General features: G+C 66.0%; 1 protein-coding gene and 1 pseudogene. Both read left to right on the top strand.

Going from position 1 to position 524, the window contains the following annotated elements; translation table 11 throughout:
* Positions 1-262, top strand: a pseudogene (locus EN750_RS38360) (GFA family protein); the annotation flags it as partial.
* On the top strand, positions 189-524 hold a 336-nt coding region (locus tag EN750_RS41780; RefSeq protein ID WP_348629651.1), incomplete at its 3' end, for a DUF982 domain-containing protein. The pseudogene EN750_RS38360 and the gene EN750_RS41780, both read left to right, overlap by 74 nt.

Here is a 524-nt window from a genome sequence, read left to right as displayed (position 1 = left end):
CTCCTATGGCACCCGCAGCTTTTGCCCGACATGCGGCGGCCGCGTCGCCTGGGTCGACGACAACGAGGCCGAGGTGGCGATCGGCAGCCTCGACATCGCGCCGACCGATCTCGTGCCCGAATATGAATTGTGGACCTCCAGGCGCGAGACCTGGCTGCACGCTCTGCCCGGCACCGAACAGTTCGAGCATGACCGCCCAGCGCAGCACAGCGCCGAAGCGCCGACGCCGAGATCACTGTCGGACATCGACGCTGAGATTTGATCTCCTGGGAAGGGAACCCTGCCCTGCCGCCGACGTTACCGATCGCCTCTCACGCATATCGTCCGGCGACTTGCGGCAATCATGGAGACGACCGTTGAACGACAAGATGTTTCCCCGCCCCATCAGGCTGAAATTCGCGCCTGAGCGCGAGCGCATCATCCGCAGCGCCTGGGAAGGGCTGGAATGCCTCGGCGACTGGCCGTCTGGCCAGGGACGGCGCTACCGGGCGGCGTTGCGCAGTTGCCGCGATGCGCTGGATGGC

Origin of the sequence: Mesorhizobium sp. M7A.F.Ca.ET.027.03.2.1, from assembly GCF_003999175.1 — a bacterium.
GTDB lineage: Bacteria > Pseudomonadota > Alphaproteobacteria > Rhizobiales > Rhizobiaceae > Mesorhizobium.
The sequence above is the reverse complement of the archived record's forward strand: the minus strand, read 5'-3'. Positions and strand labels throughout refer to the sequence as shown.